Here is a 17,908-nt window from a genome sequence, read left to right on the forward strand (position 1 = left end):
AGCAGAAGGCCTACCGCGGCGCGACGCCGACGATGTCGGTGCTGACGATCACGTCCAACGTGGTCTACGGCAAGAAGACCGGCAACACGCCGGACGGCCGCAAGGCGGGTGAACCGTTCGCGCCGGGTGCCAACCCGATGCACGGCCGCGACTACAAGGGTGCGCTGGCGTCGATGGCCTCGGTCGCCAAGCTGCCCTACAGCAGCTCGCAGGACGGCATCTCCTACACCTTCACGATCGTGCCGTCTGCACTCGGCCCCACCGGGGAAGAGCGCGTGGGCAACCTGGTCGGCCTGATCGACGGCTACTTCGCCGCCGGCGGCCACCACGTGAACGTCAACGTCTTCGACCGTTCGACGCTGGTGCACGCGATGGAGCACCCCGAGCTGTACCCGCAGCTCACGATCCGGGTGTCGGGCTACGCGGTGAACTTCATCAAGCTCACGCGCGAACAGCAGCTCGACGTCATCAGCCGCACCTTCCATGCGGCCCACTGACGTCATCGACGTCGCCGCCGCTGCCGCCCCGTGCGGCCTGCGGCCGGCAACCGCCCCGGGGCCCGCCCCGGCGGCGGCCGCCACCGAAGGTTGGGTCCATTCGACCGAGACCTGCGGGGCGGTGGACGGCCCGGGCATCCGCTACGTGCTGTTCCTCTCCGGCTGCCCGCTGCGCTGCGCCTACTGCCACAACCCCGACACCTGGCACCGGCACGACGGCACGCTCACCAGCGTCGCCGACGTGCTCACCGACATAGGCCGCTACCGCGGCTTCATCCAGGCGCGGGGCGGCGTGACGCTGAGCGGCGGCGAGCCGCTGACGCAGCCGCGTTTCGTCAAGGCGCTGCTGCGCGGCTGCAAGGAGATGGGCCTGCACACCGCGCTCGACACCTCCGGCTACCTCGGAGCCAAGGTCGACGACGAGATGATGGCCGACCTGGACCTGGTGCTGCTGGACATCAAGGCCTTCAGCGAAAAGACCTACCGCCGGCTCACCGGCGCCGAACTGAAACCGACGCTGGACTTCGCCCGGCGCCTGGCCGCGATCGGCAAACCGATCGTGCTGCGCTACGTGCTCGTTCCCGGCTGGACGGACCAGCCCGCCGAGATCGAGTCGCTGGCCGCATTCGCGGCCCGGCTGGGCAATGTGCAGCGTGTGGACGTGCTGCCTTTCCACCAGATGGGTTCGCACAAATGGCACGACCGCGGCCTGCGCTACCGCCTGGACGCCGTCGAGCCGCCTTCCCAGGAACTGGTCGATCGCACGCGGGAGTTGTTCCGCGGCGCCGGCCTGCAGGTGAGCTGAGCCGCCACCCACCGACCGACACATCACCCGCAAGGGGCGCGGCCGCGACCGCGTCTCCCCACAGCACCGCAGCACCGCAACCCGCCATGTCGACCGAAACCCGTACCGCCGCCGCACCGCTAGACGGTCACCACCAGCCTGCCGCCCCGCAGCGTGCACGCACCATCGTCCGTGTCGTCGGCCGCAGCGCCAAGGCGCTGGGTCCGGCCCCCGAGGTCGACGCCGTGGTGCCCGATCGGCCCGAGGTTCCGCCGCCTCACCCTCACGGGCACGACGCGCTGCTCCGGCAGTGCGAGCACCTGGCGCCGGTGCCGACGGCGGTCGTCTATCCCTGCAACGAGTCGTCCTTGCGCGCCGTGGTCACGGCGGCCCAGGCCGGGTTGATCGATCCGGTGCTCGTCGGCCCGGTGCGCGACATCGAGCTGATCGCCGCCGAGCATGCGCTCGACATTTCCGGCTGCCGCATGGTCGACGTCGCGTCGGCCCGGGACGCCGCCGATGTCGCCGCGCGGCTCGCGCGCGACGGCGAGGTCGGGGCGCTGATGAAGGGCTCGCTGCACACCGACGAGCTGATGGGCGCCGTCGTGCGCAAGGACAACGCGCTGCGCACCGCCGCGCGCATCAGCCACGTCTTCGTGATGCAGGTGCCGAACTGTGCACGCCTGCTGCTGATCACGGACGCCGCGATCAACATCTCGCCCTCGCTCGACGACAAGGTGCACATCGTCCAGAACGCGATCGACCTCGCCCACGCGCTGGGGATCACGACGCCCAAGGTGGCCATTTTGTCGGCCATCGAAACCGTCAACCCGAAGATCCCGTCGACGCTCGAAGCGGCGGTGCTGTGCAAGATGGCCGACCGCGGCCAGATCACCGGCGGCGTGCTCGACGGCCCGCTGGCCTTCGACAACGCGATCTCGGCCGAAGCCGCGCGCACCAAGGGCATCGAGTCGCCGGTGGCCGGCAACGCCGACATCCTGCTGATGCCCGACCTCGTGGCCGGCAACATGCTGGCCAAGCAGCTGAGCTTCCTGGCCGGCGCCGACGCCGCAGGCATCGTGCTCGGCGCCAGGGTGCCGGTGATCCTGAACAGCCGCGCCGCCAGCCAGCGCTCGCGCCTGGCGTCCTGCGCCGTGGCCGCGCTGCTGGCCGCCGCCCGGCGAGCCGCCGAATGAAGACGCGTGCGCCGCGGCGGCCGGCCGTCGGCGCGAAACCGGGCCGCGAGGCCCGTGAAAGAGTGCCATGCTGGACCGCACCCGTTCCTGCCAACTGCTGACCGGCGAGCGGCCGGCGTCCGACCCCGGCGAGCCGGCGTCGCGCTCGCTGTTCGACCCGCTCGGCCCCGACGCCGTGGCCTGCGCCGCCGAGGAGATGGGCGTGAAAAAGGCCAAGGCCACGGCCGCCCATCAGTTCGGGCTGGCGGTGCTGGGCGGCGCCTTCGTCGCGCTGGGCGCGATGTTCGCCACCGTCGCGATCGCCGGTGCCGAGCACCTGCTGCCCTGGGGCGTGATGCGCCTGCTGATGGGCGCGGCCTTCTCGATGGGGCTGATGCTGGTCGTCGTCGCCGGTGCGCAGCTGTTCACCAGCGACGCGCTGATGGTGATGGCCTGGGCCAGCGGCCGGCTCGACACGCGCCGCATGCTGCGTGTCTGGACCCTGGTCTGGCTGGGCAACCTGGTCGGTGCGCTCGGTACCGCGGTCATCGTCTTCCTCGGCGGCCAGTACGGCGCCGGGCACGGCGAGGTCGGCGCCAGTGCGCTCTACCTGGCCTCGAGCAAGGCCAGCCTGGCGCCGTTCAAGGCGTTCTCGCTCGCGATCCTGTGCAACGTGCTGGTCTGCCTGGCGACCTGGCTGTCGCTGGCGGCGCGCAGCGTCACCGACAAGATCGTCGCGATGTTCCTGCCGATCACGGCCTTCGTCGCTGCCGGCTTCGAGCACTGCGTGGCCAACATGTACTTCGTGCCCTACGGCCTGCTGGTCAAGTGGTTCGCGCCGGCCGGCTTCTGGGCCGAACCGGCGGCGCAGGCCAAGGCAGCCGCCGAGATCCCGGTGGGCCAGTACCTGGTCAACCTGGGTGTCGTGACGCTGGGCAACTGGGTCGGCGGTGCCTTGCTCGTCGCTGGTGCTTACTGGTGGCTGTTCCGCCGCGGCGACGTCCGCCTGAGGGCCGTACGGTGATGGCGGGATTCATCGACTACAGGGCCACTGCGCGCGCGACCGAGCGCGCGCTGCTGCGTGCCGGTCTGGCGCTGGGCATCGACTGGCACGACACCGTCGCGGTGCAGGCGATCGTGCGCGAGACCCTGGATCGCCGCCAGGGTCGGCAGCGCTCGCCGCGCCGGCTGCCGCACGGCTGCGAGCGCCAGCGGCTGAACCTGTGTGCGCTCGTCGTGCTGCGCCGGCGGCTGGAGGTCGAGTTCGATGCCGGCGACGCGCCATGCGCCGCCTGGGCCGCGCTGTCGCGCGCGCTCGACCGAGAGATCGCGAGCCGGCTCGCCTGACGAAGCGGGCGCGCGCGCGCCCGCAGGCTCATGCCGGCTCTGCCGTGCCGCCTGTCCCCAGCCGGTACCAGTCCAGCCGCCGCGTCAGCAGCATCACCGCCGCCAGCGCCACGAACAGGCCGAGCGAGCCGACCAGCAGCGCCGTCTGCTCGCGCAGCAGCAGCAGGTACAGCAGGCCGTAGAGCAGCGCCATGCCGGCGCCGAAGAACCAGCCGTCGCGCACGCCGCCCAGCATGTGGCGGCCGTAGCTGCCCAGCAGCAGCACGCAGGCGGCCGCAGCCGCGCCGTAGGCGGCGGCAAACGGCAGGTGCTCCGACAGCGCCAGCAGCAGCAGGAAGAACAGCGCCAGCGCCAGCCCGACCAGCGCGTACTGCACCGGGTGCACGCGGCGCACGCGTCGGCGCACCAGCGTCTCGGCCAGCGCCACCGCGGCGAATGTCAGCACGACGAAGAGCAGGCCGTACTTGATCGCGCGGTCGGCCAGCACGTAAGGGTTCACCGGGTCGGTGAAGGTGACGGCCAGCGTGTCCAGCGCCGCCAGCCGGGGTTTGTCGCCGTCGGGCTGCTCGACGAGCTGCGAGGCGTTGCTGGCCAGCGCGCTGACCGACCAGCGCGCGTCGAAACCGTCGCTGCGCACCTCGCGTGTCACCGGCAGGAAACGCCCGCCGAAGGACGGATGCGGCCAGTCGGAGGCCAGCTTCCACTGCGCGCTGCGCGCGGCGGGCACGAGCGCCAGTTCGGCCGTGCCGACGAGGTCCAGTGCCACGTTCAGTTCCAGCGCGCCGCCGTCGGCCAGCGCAGCCGGCAGCTCGGCGTGCAGGCCGTCCTTCCAGGTCGAATGGCCTGTGCCGGGTTGCAGCTCCAGCGTTCGGCCGGCGAGCCGGATGCTGGCGCCGCGCAGCCCGCGCGGGTCGGCCACCGCCACCCACACCGTCGGCGCCTGGCAGCTGACGCGGCCGCCGGCGTTCTGCGCCTTGGGCTGCAAGGCGGCCAGCTGCGGCCAGCGCGCCTGCAGCTCGACGCTCGCGTTGTAGCCGTTGACCTTGAACAGCCCGCGGTAGCGCGCGTCGGCCTGTGTCTTGGTGCCCGCCACCAGCTCGCCGGGCACTGCCTGCAGCACGAAGCTGCGGCGTGCGAGCTCGCTGCGGCGCTCGGCGCCGCTGCCCTGCACGACGTCCCATTCTTCGACGCACTGGCGCTGCAGCACCGGCCCCAGCAGCGTCTGCGCGCCGGCATAGGACTGCTGCACGCTGTCGACCGCCTCGCGCTGGTAGTCCTGGCGCTCGTCGACCAGCCAGCCGATTCGCGCCAGCACCACCGAGATCAACAGCACCGTGGCCAGCACGGCCATCACTTTCACGACCACCGGGTTTCGCATCGTTTCTCCACGCCCTCGTTGCACGATGCGCCGCAGTCTGGCCAGCGGTGGTGAAGCGGCGATGGGCTGCGTGAAGCGGGCGTGAAGTCAGGCGAAGCGCAACACCACGCGCAGCCCCGGCGCGGCCGGCTCGAAGCTGATGGTGCCGCCGTGCAGCCACAGCACCTGGCGCACGATGGCCAGGCCCAGGCCGCTGCCGCGGCCTTCGCCGGTGCTGAAGAAACGTTCGCCCAGGCGCGCCAGTGCGTAGTCGGGCACGCCCGGGCCGTGGTCGCGCAGCGACCAGTCGAGCGTGTCGCCGTCGCGCCGCGCCTGCACCTCCAGCGGCGTGCCGGCCGGTGCATGGGTGATGGCGTTGGCCAGCACGTTGGACAGCGCCAGCCGCAGCCGCTCGGCGTCGCCCATCACGACGGCGGCTTCATCCGGCAGCCGCAGGCGTTCGCCGACGCCGTGGGCCTGGGCTACTTCCAGCGCCAGCGCGTTCAGGTCCACCGGCGCGCGCGTCGGCAGCGTCTGCAGGCTCTCCAGCTTGGACAGCTCGAGCATCTGCTCGACGATGCCCTGCAGCCGCCGCGCCTGCACGTCGACCTGCTGCACGAAACGCCGCCGGTCGGCCTCGGGCAGGTCCTCGTGCAGCAGCTCGGCGGCGCCGCGGATGCCGGCCAGCGGCGTCTTCAGCTCGTGCGTCAGCGCACGCACCTGGTGTTCGAGCTGCTCGCGGCCTTCCAGGCGCTGGCGCATGCGGTCCATGGCCTGCGCCAGCTCGCCGAGTTCACCGCCGAGTGCCGGCGGCGTTGGCGGCGTGCGCCGCGGGCCTTCGCTGCTTTCACCGACCGCCTGCGCGTAGGCGCGCAGCCGGCGCACCGCGTGCACCGCCCACAGCGTCACCACGACACCGATCGCCAGCGACAGCCCCAGCAGCAGCACGCCGGCCCACAGCACCTTGTGTTCGGCGCGTTCGACGAAGGGCATGATGGTGGCCAGCGGCTTGGCGACGACGAGCACGCCGACGGTGCGGCCGCCGCTGCGCACCGGCGCGGCGACGTGCATCACCGAGCTCTGGTCGCCGGCGCCGCTGCGGGTGGTGCGTGCGCCGTACTCGCCGCGCAGCGTCAGCAGCACGTCGCGCCAGCGCGAGTAGTCCTGGCCGGTGGCCGGCGGCGTGCCGGAGTCGAAGACCACGCGGCCGGCGACGTCGGTGAGCACGACGCGCAGGTCCAGCGTGGTCTTGCGCAGGCCCCAGATCTTCACGTCGACCTCGCGCGCCGCGTACTCGCGCACCGCGCCGGCGAAGGGCCCGTCGCCCAGCGTGCCACCGGCCGGCAGCGCCGCCAGTTCGGGCGCGGCGACCTCGGCCAGCAGGTTGGCGCTGTCGACCATCACGTCTTCCATCACCTCGCGCACGCTGGGTTTGATCTCGGTGACGAAGACACGCAGCACGAAGAAGGCCGCCAGCCCGGTGATCGCGGCGAAGGCGAAGAACAGCCGCAGGCCGATGTGCATTCAGCCCTCGCCGTCGGCCAGCGTGTAGCCCAGGCCGCGGTGGGTGGTGATCGGGTCGGCGCCGGCGTGCACCTCGCGCAGCTTGGCGCGCAGCGTCTTCACGTGCGTGTCGACGGTGCGGTCGGCGGCTTCGGCCTGCGTGCCCCAGACGCGGTCGAGCAGCGTGTCGCGCGACAGGATGCGGCCGCGCGCCGTGATCAGCTCACGCAGCAGGCCGTACTCCAGCCGCGTCAGCGCCAGCACCTGGCCGCGGTAGCGGATGCGCTGGCCGGGCTCGTCGAGTTCGAAGACCTGGGCCGCCGCACGTGGCATCGCGGCGCGGCGCAGCAGCGCACGCACGCGCGCCACCAGCTCGCGCGGGCTGAAGGGTTTGGGCAGGTAGTCGTCGGCGCCGGCCTCCAGGCCGAGCACGCGGTCGATCTCTTCGCCGCGTGCGGTCAGCAGCAGCAGCGGCAGCGTCGCGACGCGGGCATCGGCGTCGGCGCGCCAGCGGCGCACGAGGTCCAGGCCGTTGCCGTCGGGCAGCGCGACGTCGAGCACCGCGGCGGCCGGGTGCTCGCGCCGCAGCGCGACCTCGGCGTCGCGCAGCAGCGTCACGGCCTCGACAGCGAAGCCCTCGCGTTCGAGCGCGAAGGCCACGGTGCCGGCGATCGCGTTGTCGTCTTCCAGCAGCAGGATGCGGGGCTTCATCGCTCGCTCGGGTCAGCTCAGGCCTCGGTGGCGCGGAGTCTAAGCGGGCCCTTGCAGCACCCCCGGCGCTGCGGGCGTCGAGCCGCGGTCAGTCGCCTTGCGCCTGCGGCGGCCACTGGCCGGTGGTCACCCGGCTCTGGTGCCAACGGTGCATCGCGGCGTCCTGCAGGGCGTACTCGCCGCGGGCCGACTTCCAGACCAGCGCCGGCGTTCGCTGCCGCAGCGCCTCCAGCGCCTTTTGCGCCTGCGCGACGCTCACCGGATGGCCTGTCTTCTCGCGATAGAAACGCAGGGCGGCGGCGTCGTAAGGCCTGTAGCGCGCCTCTTGCTCCAGCATGCGCCACAGCACCGCTTGCTCGATTGGCTTCAGCGCGAGGTAGTCCGCCTCCATCTGCGCCTCGTCCTGTGCCTGCTGCTGCGCTGCGGCGTCGAGCAGTGCCGGCTCGAAGCGGCCGCTCAATCCTGCCAGCGGGCTGAGCACCTGGCCGAGCGCGGCCATGAAGAACTGCGGGCGCTGGCCGAAGCGTTCGAAGGCCTGCTGCAGCGCCGCCCGGTCCACCGGTTTCAGCTCGGGCCGTTGATCCTCCACCAGGCCAGCGACGTGGGCGATGAAGTCGGGCCCCAGCGGCGGCATGCGCTGGACCTGCGAGCCGTAGAACGGCGCTCCGGCGGTGTTCACCAGGCGCAGCAGCCTGTCGCGGTCGGAGCCGGACATCACCAGCATCAGATTGATGCGCCCCGGCTGATTGAGCTGGTCGCGTGCCGACTTCAGCGCCGTCATCGCGGCCTCGCCAGCATCGCTGGTCAGTGCGTGCTGCGCCTCGTCGACGATCAAGGCCACCGGCCGACCGGCGGTCTCGTGCAGCAGCCGCAGCGCGTCCACCAGCGTCATGCCGTCGATGCTGCCGATACGGCTGGTGTCGACCTCCAGGCCGCCGACCTTCACCCTGCTCAGACTCGCCTTGCGCGCGGCCCTGGCCACGATGCCCAGCTCCGATGTCAGCGCCCGGCCGACGGCATCTGCGATCAGGCTGCCCGGGTCCCGGCGGGCGTCGGCCCACAGGTCGACGTAGACCACCGTCACGCCGGCGGCCTCCAGCGCCGGCGCCAGGTCGCCTTGCAGGAAGGTCGACTTGCCGGTGCGGCGCGGTGCGGCCAGGAACAGGCCGTTGTGCGCATCACCCAGCAAGGCCCGGCCTTGCAGCGCGGCGACGAGTTCGCGGGCGAGGGCGCTTCGGGGGAAGGCGATCATCGCGATTATCCTGAACTATCTTTCCGGGGATAGTTTATTTGGTGGCTGGTAATTTCCGATAGTCCTGTCGCTTTATGTCTCGTCCTGACTCAATGAAGAACGCCCCCGGCACCGCTCGCGCGGCCCCGGGGGCGCTGGGTCGGAGCGCGCGCTTTAAGGCTGCTTGCCGATGTAGGCCAGGATGCCGCCGTCCACGTAGAGCACGTGGCCGTTGACGAAGTCCGAGGCGCTGGACGCCAGGAACACCGCCGGGCCCTTCAGGTCCTCGGTGCGGCCCCAGCGGTTGGCGGGGGTCTTGGCGAGGATGAAGCTGTTGAACGGGTGGCCCGGCGTGCGCAGCGGCGCGGTCTGCGGCGTCTCGATGTAGCCAGGGCCGATGCCGTTGCACTGGATGTTGTGCGCGCCGTATTCCGAGGCGATGTTGCGCGTCAGCATCTTCAGCCCGCCCTTGGCGGCGGCGTAGGCCGAGACCGTCTCGCGGCCCAGCTCGCTCATCATCGAACAGATGTTGATGATCTTGCCGCCGCCCTTGGCGATCATCGCCGGGATCACCGCCTTGGCCAGGATGAAGGGCGCCGTCAGGTCGATGTCGATGACCTGGCGGAACTCGCTGGCCGCCATCTCGTGCATCGGCACGCGCTTGATGATGCCGGCGTTGTTCACCAGGATGTCGACGCTGCCGACCTCGCGCTCGATCTGCGCGACCATCTTCTGCACCGCCGGCTCGTCGGTGACGTCGCACAGGTAGCCGTGGGCGGTGATGCCGGCGGCCTTGTAGGCGGCCAGGCCCTGGGCCAGGAACTCTTCGTTGATGTCGTTGAAGGCGATCGTCGCGCCGGCCTCGGCCAGCGCGCTGGCGAGCGCGAAGCCGATGCCGTAGCTGGCGCCGGTGACCAGGGCGACCTTGCCCTTCAGGGAGAAGGCGTCGGGGTAGAAGCTCATGAGTGGGTGCTCCGTGGGCGGGTCAGCGCAGGTCGCCGATCGCGATGTGGTCCATGTCGTCGAAGGTCTGGTTCTCGCCGCCCATCGCCCAGATGAAGGTGTAGGCCGCCGTGCCGCAGCCCGAGTGGATGGACCACGACGGCGAGATCACCGCCTCCTCGTTGTGCACGAGGATGTGGCGCGTCTCCTGTCCCTCGCCCATCATGTGGAACACGGCCTGGCCTTCGGGGATGCCGAAGTAGGTGTAGATCTCCATGCGGCGCTCGTGCGTGTGCGCGGGCATCGTGTTCCAGACGTTGCCGGGCTCGAGCTGCGTCAGGCCCATCGACAGCTGGCAGGTCTCCAGCACGTCGGGGTGGATGAACTGGTTGATGACGCGCTTGTTCGCCGTCGCCGTGTCGCCCACCGGCTTCTTCTTCGCGTCGGCGATCGAGATGAAGGTGGTCTTGCAGGCTTTGTGCGCCGGCGCGCTGACCATGTAGAACTTGGCCGGCCGCGCCGGGTCGGCGCTGCGGAACAGCACCTCGCGCGTGCCCTTGCTGACGTACAGGCAGTCCTGGAAGCCGAGCTGGTAGACCACGCCGTCGGCCTCGACCGAGCCGGCGCCGCCGATGTTGAAGATGCCCAGTTCGCGGCGCTCCAGCACGTACTCGGTGCCGAAGGTCTGCATGCAGGCGATGCCCTTGTCCAGCGGCACGGCCTCGTCCACCGGCATGCAGCCGAAGGTGACCATGCGGTCGACGTGGCTGTACACGGCCTGCACGGTGTCGGGCAGGTAGAGCTTGCTGATCAGGAACTCGCGGCGCACTTCTTCGGTGGTGTAGCGCTTGAAGTCCCGCTGGTTGGCGGAGTAGCGGATGTCCATGGTGGTTCTCGTGTCGGTTGCGGTGTGGTTCAGGCCAGGACCTTGACCACGACCTTGCGCACCTTGCGGCTGCGGTCGTCGCAGCAGCCGGGGCGGTGCACGTCGGTGGGGTGGAAGACGGCGTAGCTGCCGGGGCCCAGCAGCACGTCGGCTTCGTCGCGCACCGAGGCGAAGAACTGCACGTCGCGTTCGGCGAGCAGGTCTTCCTCGACGGCGCCGGCGTGGGTCAGCGGCGCGTAGCCGATGAGCTCCAGGCCGGTGGCGACGTACTGGATGTCGATGTAGCGCGCGTGCGACTCGGCACGGCGCTGCGTCTTGGGCTCGGTGTCGTAGTCCTGCACCAGCGCGAACAGGCGGTCGCCGTCCAGGTCGATGCGGCCCGGGGGCAGGGCGGTGACGTCGGTGCCGGCGAGGAAACGCAGGCCGCGAGCGACGGCAGGCGGCAGGCGGTCGGCCTCGCGTTCGAACAGGTCGATGTGGCTGAGGAACATGGTGAACTCGGTCTCGGGGTTTGAAAGGAACAACGGGCCGGCGTTGTGGCGCCGGCCCGGTGGGCGCCGCGGCTCGTGGCCGGCGGCGTGTCGGTCGCGGCGGGGCGTGGTCAGGCCGTGGCGAGGGCCTTCGCTTCTTCGCCGCGGGCGGCCATGCGCTTGGCCCACAGCCCGGTCAGGATGGGCACCAGGATCGCGGTGGTCAGGCAGGCGGCGGCGACGAGCGAGGTCGCGGCGGCAGCAGCCGGTTTGAAGGCCGGCACCATCTCCGCGATGATCATCGGGTTGGCCACCGCGGCGCCGGCGGTCGACGAGGCGGCCAGGCCGGCGGTGCCGTTGCCGCCGCCGATCAGCTTGTCGGCCAGCATCAGCGGGATGCCGGTGATGGCGATCACGAGCACGCCCAGCAGGATGCCGCCCAGGCCGGTCTGCGCGATCACGTTCAGGTTGATGCCGTTGCCCAGCGCGAAGCCGAAGAACGGGATCAGCACGTGCACGCACTTGCCGAAGAACTCCTTCAGGTCCTTGTCGAGGTTGCCCAGGGCGAAGCCGACCAGGAAGGGCAGCACCGCACCGGCGAACAGCCGCGGCTCGAAGCTGGCGACGCCGGCGGCGCCCAGGATCAGCATCGACACCAGCGGGCCCGATTCGATCGACATCAGCACGAAGGCACCGGCTTCTTCCTTGGTGCCGTACTGCTGCATCACCGCGGCGTAGAGGCCGCCGTTGGTCATGTCCATCGCGGCGCAGATGGCCAGCGCCGAGAAGCCGGCGAACAGGCCCGCCTGCACGCCGTCCATCGGCAGCCACTGCGCGGCCATCCAGGTGGCGGCCCAGGCCACCAGCGTCTTGACGACGACCAGGTTGCCCGACTTGCGCAGCACCGTGCCGGTGGCGCGCAGGTCGATCGTCGCGCCCATGCAGAAGAACCACACCGCCAGGATCGGCACCGTGCCCGTGATCAGGCCGTTGGTGAAGGAGCCGAAGTACTTGCCGGCTTCCGGAAAGAAGGTCTTGGTCAGCGCGCCGATGATCAGCGGCACCAGCATCAGCCCGCCGGGGATCCGGTCGATAGCCTTCTTGATGTTCATGGAAGTACCCCTTGTGAGGTGAGCAGAGTGCCGGCGCCGCCGGCTGAGGTGGCCGGTTAGGGCCGGAGCGCGGTCGTCTCGGCCGCGTAGACGTCGGGGGTGGCCTCGGCCGGGATGATGGCGCCGCGGTGCTGGACCACGGCACCGGCCACCCGGTGGGCACGGCGGGCGCTCTCGGCCGGGGGCAGGCCCAGCATGCGTCCCAGGAGATAGGCGCCGGAGAAGCTGTCGCCGGCGGCGGTGGTGTCGACGACCTGCTCGATGCAGGTGGCGGCGATGGTCTCGACCTGGCCGCGGTGGATCAGCGTGCAGGGCTTGGCGCCGTCCTTGATGACGACCTCCAGCTCGCCGAGCGGGCTGAAGTGCGCGGCACCGGCGGCCGGGTGCGGCTCGACGCCCAGTACCTCGAGCTCCTCCACCGTCACCAGCACGCGGCGCGCGAAGCCGAACACACGCTCGTAGACGGCGCGTGTCGTGGCGACGCTGTCCCAGAGCAGCGGGCGGTAGTTGCAGTCGAAGTCGATGGTCTTGCCGGCGGCGGCCAGTTCGGCCAGGCGCGTCAGCAGGCGCTCGCGGCTGGCCGGGCGCAGCACCGCCAGGCTGATGCCCGACAGGTAGATCGCGTCGAAGCCGGCGAGCGACTCGAGCAGCGCGTCGGAGCCTTCGCACTCGAAGGCTTCGCGCACCGCGGCCTCGCCGCGCCAGTAGAAGAAGCGGCGTTCGCCAGCGGCGTCGGTCTTGATGAAGTACAGCCCCGGGCGGCGGCCTTCGCGGCGCAGCGTCAGGCTGTCGTCCACGCCCTGCGCGCGCCAGAACTCGGCCATCGCGCTGCTGAACGGGTCGTCGCCGATGGCGCTGATGTAGTGCACGAAGCTGCCCAGGCGCTGGCCCAGGCGGGCCATGTACACGGCGGTGTTGAGGGTGTCGCCACCAAAGGCCTGGGTGACGCTGCCGTCGGGCCGTTCCTGCAGCTCGACCATGCATTCGCCGATCGCCGCGATGCGCAACATGGAGCTCATGTCCACTCTCTCTCTACACCCGGCCTGCGGGCTCAAGGCCCGGCACCTGGGCACCGGGGCAACACACTCTTCGCTCGCATCGGGACGCCGTCACGAGTGGGCTCGTGCGCTGGGCGGTCTCAGGTGCTGCGGTCTGTATGCATGATATATAAGAAGTATTTGGTATACCAAGGACTAGTTGGCGCCAAAACACTGGTGTTTTCACCGATTCCCTGACCGGCGTACTTGACAGCGCGAGACCTGCCCGCGGAGCGGTCGCAGCCCTCCGGCGGCAGCTTCGAAAGCGCCGCGTGCGGGGGCGGATCAGGCGGCGCGCTGGCCTCGCGTATACGTAATATGCGAGATATGCTCGCTCTGGCGAGCCGGGTCTGCGTGCGCCGTCAGCCACGCAGCTCACAAGAACTCGAAGGGAACGATCGATGGCGGACTGGACCACCGGTGGCGACGCGAGACGTCAGGCAGCCACCCCGAACACCGGCCTCACGGCCGCGCAGCTGGTGCACGAGCGCCTGCGCGACGAGATCGTGTCGCTGCACCGGCGCCCGGGCGACGTGATCTACGAGAAGGAGATCGCGCAGGAAGCCCAGGTCAGCCGCACGCCGGTGCGCGAAGCGCTGCTGCGCCTGGCCGACGAGAAGCTGGTCGAGATCGTGCCCAAGTCCGGCACCATCGTCGCGCGCATCCCGGTGGCGATGCTGCCGGAGATCATCCTGGCACGCACCGCGCTCGAGTCGATCACGGTGCGGGCCGCGGCCGAGCGTGCGCGCGGCTCCGACGTCGCCGGCCTGCGCGCCATCCTCGAACTGCAGCGCGAGAAGCTCGCCGCCGGCGACCTGGACGGCTTCCACGCCGCCGACGAGGGCCTGCACCGCGCCATCGCCGCCGCGGCCGGCCTGCCCGGCATCTGGGACATGGTGCAGCAGCTCAAGGTGCAGCTCGACCGCTACCGCCGCCTGACGCTGCCGCAGCCGCAGCGCATGGACAAGGCGCTGTCCGAACACGAGGCCATCGTCGACGCGATCGCCGCGCGCGAGGTCGACGCCGCCGTCGGGCGCGTCAGCTCGCACCTCGAAGGCCTGACGCTCAGCCTGGCGGCGATCCGCGAGCTGAACCCGGACTACTTCACCGGCGACGTGCAGGCGGTCTACGCACGCTGGGCTCCGGCGCTGAACTGAGGGCGCCGGCGGAGCCGGCCGCGAGCGGGCTCGCGGCGACGGGCTGCGGCGGTGACGCAGCCCGCTTCAACGCGGCATCCCCATCGGCGCGGCCGCTGCGTGCGCGGTCGCGGTCAAACGCAGCCCGTCGCGCAGGTTCAGCAGCATCAGCGTCAGGTTGGCAGCGCCGGCCAGCAGCTCGACCGCCTGCAGCAGGTAGAACCGGCTGTCCAGGCTGCCTGCCGCGGCCCAGCGGTCGAGCACGATCGCGCAGGGCACCAGCACCAGCAGGCCGTTGGCGGCGATGAACGGCATGCGCCGCCGCTTCGCATCGACCAGGCGGCCGCCACGGGCCTTCGCCAGCACGAAGCCGCTGCCGCCGACGGCGGCCATCGCCGGCACCAGGATCCACAGCCCCGGCGTCACGATCAGCGACTTGAGCGTGGCGACGGCCTGCGGCGAGCCGAGCAGCTCGACGATCAGCGTCGAGACGAAGAAGGTGGCGACGCACAGCGGCGCGAGGATGCCGGCGGCGAGATGAAGATTCCTGGACATGGGTTTGCTCCGTTGCAGCATGCCGGCGACGAGCCGACGAGCGTCACTCTAGGAAGCCCGCACCCTGAAGCCCAGCCCGCGGGCAGCGACACACTGTCGCGGATCCGTTGACAATGGGCGCGTTCAGGGAGGCACTCCGATGGACCGTTTCGAGGCCATGCGCGCCTTTGTCCAGGTGGTCGAAAGCGGCAGCTTCACGAAGGCGGCGCAGCAGCTCGGCCTGCACAAGGCCAGCGTCAGCCAGCAACTGCTGCAGCTCGAGGACAAGCTCGGCACGCGGCTCCTGACCCGCACCACACGCAAGGTGACGCCGACGCCCGAAGGCCTGCTGTTCCACGAGCGCGCCCGCGCCATCCTGCAGCAGCTCGACGACGCCGAAACCACGCTGCGCCAGGGCAGCCGCGCGCTGCAGGGCCATCTGCGTGTGGACGTGCCGGTGGCGGTCGGACGCCTGCTGTTCGCGCAAGAGATCCGCGGTTTCCTCGACAGCCATCCGGGCATCAGCGTCGAACTCAGCTGCACCGACCGCCTCGTGGACCTGGTCGCCGCCGGTGTCGACTGCGCGCTGCGCGGCGGCGAGCTGCCCGACTCGGGCCTGGTCGCACGCCCGGTGGGCGCTTTGCGTTTCGTGCTCTGCGCCGCGCCGCGCCACCTCGAGCGCCACGGCCAGCCGCAGACGCCCGAGGCGCTGGCCGGCCATCCGCAGGTGGGTTTCGTCGCCGGCTCCACCGGCCTGCTGCGCCCGCTGCGGCTGCAGCGCGACGGCCAGGCGCTCGAGCTCGAACTGCCGGCACGTTTCGTCACCACCGACAGCGCCGCGGCGCTGGCGGCCGCGCTCGACGGCCTGGGCGTCGTGCAGCTGGCCGAGTTCGTCGCCGCGCCCTACCTGGACAGCGGCGCGCTCGTGCGCCTGCTGCCGGGCTGGCGCTGCCCGTCGCTGGCCATGCACTGGCTGACCCCGACGGCACGCCGGCGCCCGGCGCGTGTGCAGGCCTTCATCGACTGGGCGCACGCGCTGCTGCTGCGCCGGCTGGGGCCGCATCTGGACTGACGCGCCGGGCGGCGCTGCCGGCCCGGTCAGCTGCCTCGGGCCGCGCGAGGCAGGGCGAGCACGCGGCCAGTGCCGCGCCGGCAGGCGGTGTCTACGCCGCCACTCGCCGCGCCAGGTCGGCCTTGCGTGCCACCAGCTTGTCGGCCAGCGCCACGCTGCCGCCGTGCGTGTGCACGGTCGCGCGGATGTGCTCGTCGGCGATGCGGGTCACGTGCCCGGCCGCGGCGCGCACCGCAGCATCGTCCATGTCGCCGAACAGCCGGCAGGCGTACGGGTTGTCGGGGTCGCAGCGCAGGCGTTCGATCTCGCCGACGCTGCTGCCGAAGGCGCGGCCCTTGGGGCAGCCCTGCGCGCGGAACTCGAGCGCGCCGCCGACGTCCAGCGTCAGCACGGTGCCGCCGAGCACGCCCTGGTTGTCGCCACCGAAGCCGGCGGCGTCCCAGTTGGCGGTCCAGGCGTGCACGCCCAGCCACTGCTGCGCCTGGCGGCGTTCGGCTTCGTCGAGCTGCGACAGGTGCTTCTTGTCCAGCGCCACCATCTCGGTGGCGATCCGGTCCGGCGCCCGCGTGCGCCGATAGCGCAGCGTCGGCGCGCCGGCCAGGCGGTAGAGCTGCGCCGCCAGCCATTCGTTGCGCGCATGTGCCGGCGACTCCAGCTCCTTCACGTAATAGCAGCGGCCGGCGGCGTCGCGATAGACGCCGGCCGGATTGCTGCCCAGGCGGCCGCCGATGCGCTGCAGCGTGTCGGTGTCGATCAGGCGCGCGTCGGCGTCGGGCGCCGCTGCCGGCGCCTCGTCGGGGAGGCAGGGTGTCATGGCAGGGGGCGCGTTCGCTGCACCAGCATCATCTGCGCCGGTGTCTCGATGGCCCCATGCCGCGCGCGGCGCACGTCGCGGATGGCCTGGTCGGGGTCCACGCCCAGTTCGGCGAGCAGCCGCGCGGCGATCATGCCGGCGCGGCCCAGGCCGCCCTTGCAGTGCACCAGCACGTCGCGGCCGGCGCGCAGGCGCGCGCGGATCTCGGCGCCGGCCTCGACCCACTGCTGCTCGAAGTGTTCGCCCGGCACGCCGAAGTCGGGGATCGGCAGGTGCTGCCAGGCGATGCCGCGGCGCTTCACCTCGTGTCCCAGCTGCGGCACCTTCAGCGCCAGCAGCTCGGCCGGCTCGACCAGCGTCAGCACCAGCGTCGCGCCCCAGGCGGCGATCGCGTCCAGGTCGACGCCCAGGTCGCGCGCCCAGGCGCCGGTGGCGGCGGCACGGTCGTGTTTGCCGGGGCAGAAGGTGATGCCGATGCGGCCGTGCGCCGGGCTGGCGCGCACCGCGGCGATCTGCAGCGGGTGGCTGTGGCTGGTGCGGGCGGCGGTCACGGCAGCGCGGTTCGGCTTCGGGGCGACGCGGCGATGCTGCCACAGCGCCGCCGCCCGGCGGCGCTCAGATGCGGGTGAGGACGCGTTCGGCCGGCCAGCGCGACTTCGGCAGCGCGGCGTTGAAGTCGGCGTCGCTGCGCCGGCCCAGGCCGACGACGATCTGGCTGGCGAGGCCCTGCTCGTGCAGCCCGAGCAACTCGTCGAGCCGGGCGCCGTCGAAGCCCTCCATCGGGCAGGCGTCCAGGCCCAGCGCCGAGGCGCCCAGCAGCAGCGTGCCGAGCGCGATGTAGGCCTGCTTCTGGAACCACAGCGGCGCGTCGCCGAGTTCGCGGTGCAGCTGGTGGTAGCCGCGCCGGCTCTGGTGCTGGCCGTTGCGCGCCTGGTCGCTGACGAAGCGGCCGTCCTGCTGCTCCTGTGCCAGCAGGGCTTCGAGGTAGGCGTCGTCGACGCCGGTGCGCGCGGCGATGACGACGACGAGCGCGGCCTGCGTCGTCTTGGGCACGTTGTAGGCGTAAGGGCCGGCCATGGCCTCGGCGATGCGCTGCCGGCCCTCGGCACTCTCGGCGACGACGAAGTGCCAGGGCTGGGTGTTGGTCGACGACGGCGCCAGGCGCAGCAAGTCGTCGATCGCCTGGCGCTGCTCGGCGTCGAGGCTGAACGTGGGGTCGAAGGCCTTGGCGGTGTGGCGCTGGAGCATCAGCTCGGTGACGGCGGCGGGGGCGAGGGACATGCGGGTTCCAGGTGAAGGG

The 17,908-nt window shown here is 71.5% G+C and carries 20 protein-coding genes; 7 read left to right on the forward strand and 13 right to left on the reverse strand.

Annotated features, from left to right (window positions below; all coding sequences use genetic code 11):
- The 5 genes from CKO43_RS20945 to CKO43_RS20965 all read left to right on the forward strand — a co-directional run.
- On the forward strand, positions 1-497 hold a 497-nt coding region (locus CKO43_RS20945; protein WP_200379834.1), incomplete at its 5' end, for a glycine radical domain-containing protein.
- A complete protein-coding gene (gene pflA / locus CKO43_RS20950) occupies positions 484-1,302 on the forward strand; it encodes a pyruvate formate-lyase-activating protein (RefSeq protein ID WP_200379835.1) in 819 nt (272 codons plus the stop codon). The genes CKO43_RS20945 and pflA, both read left to right, overlap by 14 nt.
- A gap of 86 nt (positions 1,303-1,388) precedes the next feature.
- Positions 1,389-2,477 (forward strand): bifunctional enoyl-CoA hydratase/phosphate acetyltransferase, encoded by a 1,089-nt coding sequence (locus CKO43_RS20955; protein ID WP_242481270.1) that lies wholly within the window; start codon positions 1,389-1,391, stop codon positions 2,475-2,477.
- Positions 2,478-2,544: 67 nt separating this feature from the next.
- On the forward strand, positions 2,545-3,480 hold the full coding sequence (locus CKO43_RS20960; RefSeq protein ID WP_200379836.1) for a formate/nitrite transporter family protein: 936 nt from the start codon (positions 2,545-2,547) through the stop codon (positions 3,478-3,480).
- Positions 3,480-3,803: a hypothetical protein gene (locus CKO43_RS20965; protein WP_200379837.1), complete on the forward strand. Its 324-nt coding sequence runs from the start codon at positions 3,480-3,482 to the stop codon at positions 3,801-3,803. The genes CKO43_RS20960 and CKO43_RS20965 overlap by 1 nt, the downstream gene beginning before the upstream one ends.
- 28 nt (positions 3,804-3,831) lie before the next feature.
- On the opposite strand, the gene creD is transcribed toward CKO43_RS20965, so the two are convergent.
- From creD to CKO43_RS21010, 9 genes are all read right to left on the reverse strand, one after another.
- The gene (gene creD, locus CKO43_RS20970; RefSeq protein ID WP_200379838.1) at positions 3,832-5,181 is read right to left on the reverse strand and encodes a cell envelope integrity protein CreD; all 1,350 of its coding nucleotides are present in this window, start codon (positions 5,179-5,181) and stop codon (positions 3,832-3,834) included.
- Positions 5,182-5,268: 87 nt separating this feature from the next.
- Positions 5,269-6,684 (reverse strand): two-component system sensor histidine kinase CreC, encoded by a 1,416-nt coding sequence (creC, locus tag CKO43_RS20975; protein ID WP_200379839.1) that lies wholly within the window; start codon positions 6,682-6,684, stop codon positions 5,269-5,271.
- A complete protein-coding gene (locus tag CKO43_RS20980; protein ID WP_200228525.1) occupies positions 6,685-7,374 on the reverse strand; it encodes a winged helix-turn-helix domain-containing protein in 690 nt (229 codons plus the stop codon).
- A gap of 88 nt (positions 7,375-7,462) precedes the next feature.
- A complete protein-coding gene (locus CKO43_RS20985; protein WP_200379840.1) occupies positions 7,463-8,626 on the reverse strand; it encodes an ATP-binding protein in 1,164 nt (387 codons plus the stop codon).
- 153 nt (positions 8,627-8,779) lie between these two features.
- Positions 8,780-9,568 carry a gluconate 5-dehydrogenase gene (locus CKO43_RS20990; RefSeq protein WP_200228521.1) on the reverse strand — a complete coding sequence of 263 codons (789 nt, stop codon included), beginning with the start codon at positions 9,566-9,568 and terminating at the stop codon, positions 8,780-8,782.
- 22 nt (positions 9,569-9,590) lie between these two features.
- Positions 9,591-10,433, reverse strand: coding sequence for a 5-dehydro-4-deoxy-D-glucuronate isomerase (gene kduI / locus CKO43_RS20995; protein WP_200228519.1), 843 nt, complete (start codon positions 10,431-10,433; stop codon positions 9,591-9,593).
- A 29-nt stretch (positions 10,434-10,462) separates the two neighbouring features.
- Positions 10,463-10,924 carry a YhcH/YjgK/YiaL family protein gene (locus tag CKO43_RS21000; protein ID WP_200379841.1) on the reverse strand — a complete coding sequence of 154 codons (462 nt, stop codon included), beginning with the start codon at positions 10,922-10,924 and terminating at the stop codon, positions 10,463-10,465.
- Positions 10,925-11,034: 110 nt separating this feature from the next.
- Positions 11,035-12,015 carry a 2-keto-3-deoxygluconate transporter gene (gene kdgT, locus CKO43_RS21005; RefSeq protein ID WP_200228517.1) on the reverse strand — a complete coding sequence of 327 codons (981 nt, stop codon included), beginning with the start codon at positions 12,013-12,015 and terminating at the stop codon, positions 11,035-11,037.
- Positions 12,016-12,071: 56 nt separating this feature from the next.
- Positions 12,072-13,034, reverse strand: coding sequence for a sugar kinase (locus CKO43_RS21010; RefSeq protein ID WP_207185158.1), 963 nt, complete (start codon positions 13,032-13,034; stop codon positions 12,072-12,074).
- Positions 13,035-13,453: 419 nt separating this feature from the next.
- On the opposite strand from CKO43_RS21010, the gene CKO43_RS21015 reads away from it, so the two are divergent.
- Complete coding sequence (locus CKO43_RS21015; RefSeq protein WP_200228515.1) at positions 13,454-14,209, forward strand: GntR family transcriptional regulator; 756 nt, start codon at positions 13,454-13,456, stop codon at positions 14,207-14,209.
- A gap of 66 nt (positions 14,210-14,275) precedes the next feature.
- Here CKO43_RS21015 and CKO43_RS21020 read toward each other — a convergent pair whose 3' ends face one another.
- Positions 14,276-14,743, reverse strand: a complete 468-nt coding sequence (locus CKO43_RS21020) for a hypothetical protein (protein ID WP_200379842.1) — start codon at positions 14,741-14,743, stop codon at positions 14,276-14,278.
- A gap of 139 nt (positions 14,744-14,882) precedes the next feature.
- On the opposite strand from CKO43_RS21020, the gene CKO43_RS21025 reads away from it, so the two are divergent.
- Positions 14,883-15,794: a LysR substrate-binding domain-containing protein gene (locus CKO43_RS21025; protein ID WP_200379843.1), complete on the forward strand. Its 912-nt coding sequence runs from the start codon at positions 14,883-14,885 to the stop codon at positions 15,792-15,794.
- Between the two features lie 91 nt (positions 15,795-15,885).
- Here CKO43_RS21025 and CKO43_RS21030 read toward each other — a convergent pair whose 3' ends face one another.
- The 3 genes from CKO43_RS21030 to nfsB form a co-directional block, all read right to left on the reverse strand.
- Complete coding sequence (locus CKO43_RS21030; RefSeq protein WP_200379844.1) at positions 15,886-16,608, reverse strand: hypothetical protein; 723 nt, start codon at positions 16,606-16,608, stop codon at positions 15,886-15,888.
- Positions 16,605-17,159 carry a phosphatase domain-containing protein gene (locus tag CKO43_RS21035; protein ID WP_200379845.1) on the reverse strand — a complete coding sequence of 185 codons (555 nt, stop codon included), beginning with the start codon at positions 17,157-17,159 and terminating at the stop codon, positions 16,605-16,607. Before CKO43_RS21035 ends, CKO43_RS21030 begins: the two co-directional genes overlap by 4 nt.
- 64 nt (positions 17,160-17,223) lie before the next feature.
- Complete coding sequence (gene nfsB, locus CKO43_RS21040; RefSeq protein WP_200379846.1) at positions 17,224-17,889, reverse strand: oxygen-insensitive NAD(P)H nitroreductase; 666 nt, start codon at positions 17,887-17,889, stop codon at positions 17,224-17,226.
- Between the last annotated feature and the right edge of the window lie 19 nt (positions 17,890-17,908).

Source organism: Rubrivivax gelatinosus (genome assembly GCF_016583785.1).
GTDB lineage: Bacteria > Pseudomonadota > Gammaproteobacteria > Burkholderiales > Burkholderiaceae_C > Rubrivivax > Rubrivivax gelatinosus_B.